The sequence below is a fragment of the Kitasatospora sp. NPDC093558 genome, assembly GCF_040683475.1.
Classification (GTDB): Bacteria; Actinomycetota; Actinomycetes; order Streptomycetales; family Streptomycetaceae; genus Kitasatospora.
The window spans coordinates 8083-12057 of record NZ_JBFBDY010000182.1 but is presented as its reverse complement, the minus strand read 5'-3'; the positions used below and the strand labels follow the sequence as shown (position 1 = coordinate 12057).

Sequence of the window (3975 nt, the reverse complement as noted above, 5' to 3'; positions counted from 1 at the left end):
GCTTCCGCAGGGCCCTTCGCACGTCGCCGGGCGGCTCAGCCCTCCAGGAAGGCCTTGATCGCGCTCGCCAGCAGGTACGGGTCGTCCGCGCCGCACAGCTCGCGCGCCGAGTGCATCGACAGCGCCGCGATGCCGCAGTCCACCGTCTTGATGCCGAGGCGGGCCGCGGTGATCGGGCCGATCGTCGTGCCGCAGGGCATGGCGTTGTTGGAGACGAAGGACTGCCACGGCACGCCGGCCCGCTCGCAGGCCGCCGCGAACACGGCCCGGCCGACGCCGTCGGTCGCGTAGCGGTTGTTGACGTTGACCTTGAGGATCGGGCCGCCGTTCGGCATCGGGTGGTGGCCGGGCTCGTGCCGCTCGGTGTAGTTCGGGTGGATCGCGTGGCCCATGTCCGAGGAGAGGCAGACGGTGCCGGCCAGCGCGCGGGCGCGGTCCTCCGGGGTGCCGCCGCGCGCGTAGACGGTGCGGTCCAGGACGTTGCCGAGCAGGGGGCTCTGCGCGCCGGTGTCCGACTCGCTGCCGGTCTCCTCGTGGTCGAAGGCCGCGAGCACCGGGATGTACGGCAGGTCGGCGGCGCCCTCGGCGGTGGCGACGGCGGCGAGCGCGGCGGTGGCCGCGTGCACGGACAGCAGGTTGTCCAGGCGCGGGCCGGCCAGCAGCTCGCGGTCGCGGCCGAGGTAGGACGCGGGCTGGACGTCGTGCGTCATGAGGTCCCAGCCGGCCACGTCGGCCGGGTCCAGGCCGGCCCGCTGGGCGACGTAGGAGACCAGGCCGCCCTCGTCGACCGGGCCGAGGCCCCAGATCGGGGTGAGGTGGCGCTGCTTGTCGAGCTTCATGCCGTCGTTGACCTGGCGGTCCAGGTGGATCGCCAGCTGCGGCACGCGCAGCAGCGGCTCGTCCAGCTGCACCAGGCGCCAGCTGCCGTCCTTGAGGGCCAGCCGGCCGGACAGGCCGAGGTCCCGGTCGAGCCAGGTGTTCAGCGGGACGCCGCCGTAGATCTCCACCGCGACCTGCCGCCAGCCGGCCGAGCCGGTGTCCGGCACCGGCTTGACCCGCAGGTTCGGCGAGTCGGTGTGCGTCCCGACCACGCGGAACGGCGTCGCGGGCCCGGCGCCCTCGGGCAGGTACCACGCGATGAGCGCGCCGCCGCGGATGACGTAGCGCCCCCCGGCCGCAGCATCCCACGCGTCCGTCTCGGCGACCTGCCGGAAGCCCACCTTCTCCAGCCGCTCGGCGGCGCTCGCGACCGCGTGGTACGGGGACGGCGAGGTGCCGAGGAACGCGATCAGATCATCGGTGTGCGTCCGGTCGAAGAACGCCTGTCGGGCGGCGGGCGACATACTGCTCCTGAGTCGATGGAGGGCCGAAGCCGGATGGGGGTCGGCTTCGCACCCTGAGCATATGCCCGTACACGGACAGGGCACTCGCAACGTCACAACGGATGCGAAACACAGACACAACCGTGAAGTGCCTTCGCCCCCACCACCTTTCACCCAGTGAACCCCCCTGGTCGCAGACGGTCATCCGCCCTCCGGACGCCCCTGCCCGCGCCCCTCCCGGCGCCCCGGCCGCCGCACCGCTGCCCGCGGTGGGCGGGGCGGCCGATACCGGACCGCGGCGGCGCCCGGTCGACGATACTTCGGTGCAGTGAAGTCACCGTGGGGAGGGGCGTGTTGACCGCAACGACGATGGCCGAGGACACCGCCGACGACGTCGCCGGTCCGCCGGCCGGACGGTCGCGCGGGGTCCGGCGCAGGCGGGTGCTGGTGGGGGTGGCGGTGGCGGCGGCGCTGGTGGCGGTCGGCGGGCTGGGGGCCGCGACGCTGGTGAAGTCCCCGGCCGAGCGGGCGGCTCGGGCGGCTCCGCCGCCGAACAGCCTGATCACCGCGCCCGTGGTGAGCCGGGTGCTCGCGCGGTCGGTGACGGCGCGGGCGGTGGTGTACCCGCCGGCGCAGTACGACGTGGTGCCGTCCGCCGCGTCGCCGGAGGTCACCCGGCTGTTCGTGTCGAAGCTCGGGGTCCGGGCCGGGGACACCGCGGCGGCAGGGCAGCTGCTCGCGGAGGTGTCCGGGCAGCCGTTGTTCGCGCTGCCTGGGCCGGTGCCCGCGTACCGGGACGTCAAGCCGGGCGCCACCGGCCCGGACGTCGCCGAACTCCAGGACGCGCTGGCGGGGTTGGGGTACCGGACCGGCGACGACGACCGGGCGGCGTTCGGCCCGGGGACGGCGGCGGCGGTGACGGCGTTCTACCGCAAGCTCGGCTACCCGGTGCCGACCACCGGCGCCGCGACCCAGCAGGCGGTCGACACGGCGCAGAAGGCGGTGGACACGGACCGGCAGACGGTGGACGGCCTCACCGCGCAGAAGCGGGCCGGCGCCACCCAGGCACCCGCGCCGGCCCCGACCCCCTTGTCCTCGACACCGGCACCGGCAGCGGCAGCGGCCCCGGCAGCGGCCCCGGGCGCCGACATCGACCAGCAACTGGCCGCTGCCAAGAAGCAGTTGGCGTCCGACCAGGCCGCGCTGGCGAAGGCCGAGGCGGTGAACGGCCCGATGGTGCCCGCCGCCCACGTGGTGTTCCTGCCCGCGCTCCCGGCCGCCGTCACCGCCGTCAACGGCTCGGTGGGCTCGCCCGCCACCGGCCCGCTGCTGTCGCTGACCAGCGGCGGCCTCGACGTCACCGGTCAGCTGACCCCGGGCCAGGCCGCCGGCGTGCGGTCGGGCATGGCGGTCGAGATCCTCGCCGAGGACACCGGCACCACCGTCGCCGGCACCGTCGCCGAGGTCGGCACCCCGACCACCGCACCCCCGGCCGGCAAGGTGATCACCCTCGGCGGCGGACCGGCGGCCGGCGGCGCGGCACCGGGCGGGTCGGGCGGGTCGGGCGGGGCGAACACCGGAGGGCCGCCCAACAACCCTGCCGGGGCGGCGAGTTACGTCCCCGTCGCGATCACCCCGAGCGCCCCGCTCCCGCCCGCCCTGAGCGGCAAGAACGTCCGCCTCACGATCCTCCGGGACAAGGCCGGTGCCCCCGTCACCGCCGTCCCGGTGGCCGCCGTCACGACCAACGCGGCCGGCCGGACGTCCGTCACCAGGGTCGACGCCGCCGGCGCCCGGACCACCGTCCCGGTCACCACCGGCGTCACCGCCGACGGCCTGGTGGCCGTGACCCCGGCGGACGGCGCCGAGCTGCGCCCCGGCGACCAGGTGGTGGTCGGGACGTGACCGCAGGCCCCCCGGTCATCGCCCTCTCCGGCGTCGGACGCACCCACCCCGGCCACCCGCCGGTGGTCGCCCTGCGCCCCTGCGACCTGACCGTCCGCCGCGGCGAGTACCTGGCCGTCACCGGCCCGTCCGGCTCCGGCAAGTCGACGCTGCTGCACCTGCTCGGCCTGCTCGACACCCCCACCACCGGCCGCTACGAGCTGGACGGCATCGACACCGGCGGCCTGCGCGACCGGGACCGCTCGACGCTGCGCGGACGCCGGATCGGCTTCGTCTTCCAGTCCTTCCACCTGCTGGCGCACCGCACCGCGGCGGAGAACGTCGCCCTCGCGCAGGTCTACCACCGCACCCCGCCGCGGGCCCGCCGCGCCGCCGCCCTGGAGGCGCTGCACCTCGTCGGGCTCGGCCACCGCACGGACGCGCTGCCCGGCACGATGTCCGGCGGCGAGCGCCAGCGGGTGGCGATCGCCCGCGCCCTGGTGAACCGGCCGAGCCTGCTGCTGTGCGACGAGCCGACCGGCAACCTGGACTCGGCCAACGCGGAGGCGGTCCTGGAGCGGTTCGACGCGCTGCACGCCCAGGGCTACACGCTGGTGGTGATCACCCACGACCCGGCCGTCGCCGCCCGGGCCGCCCGCCGGGTGACCATCCGCGACGGGGTCCTCGCCGAAGGCGGTGCCGGTACCGACGCCGCGGCCCTCGTCGACACCGCTCCCGACGCCGCGGCCGGCACCGGGACGGCGGTCTC

The 3975-nt window shown here is 76.1% G+C and carries 3 protein-coding genes; 2 read left to right on the top strand and 1 reads right to left on the bottom strand.

What is annotated here, in order from left to right; genetic code table 11:
* Positions 1-35: 35 nt before the first annotated feature.
* Complete coding sequence (locus AB0O00_RS18750; protein ID WP_363653109.1) at positions 36-1343, bottom strand: M18 family aminopeptidase; 1308 nt, start codon at positions 1341-1343, stop codon at positions 36-38.
* A 333-nt stretch (positions 1344-1676) separates the two neighbouring features.
* Here AB0O00_RS18750 and AB0O00_RS18745 point away from each other — a divergent pair, with 333 nt between their 5' ends.
* Both AB0O00_RS18745 and AB0O00_RS18740 read left to right on the top strand, forming a co-directional pair.
* Entirely contained in the window at positions 1677-3227 is a 1551-nt protein-coding gene (locus AB0O00_RS18745) for a peptidoglycan-binding domain-containing protein (protein ID WP_363653107.1), read from the top strand.
* Positions 3224-3975 (top strand): ABC transporter ATP-binding protein (locus AB0O00_RS18740; RefSeq protein WP_363653105.1); only part of this gene is annotated, 752 nt, incomplete at its 3' end. The genes AB0O00_RS18745 and AB0O00_RS18740, both read left to right, overlap by 4 nt.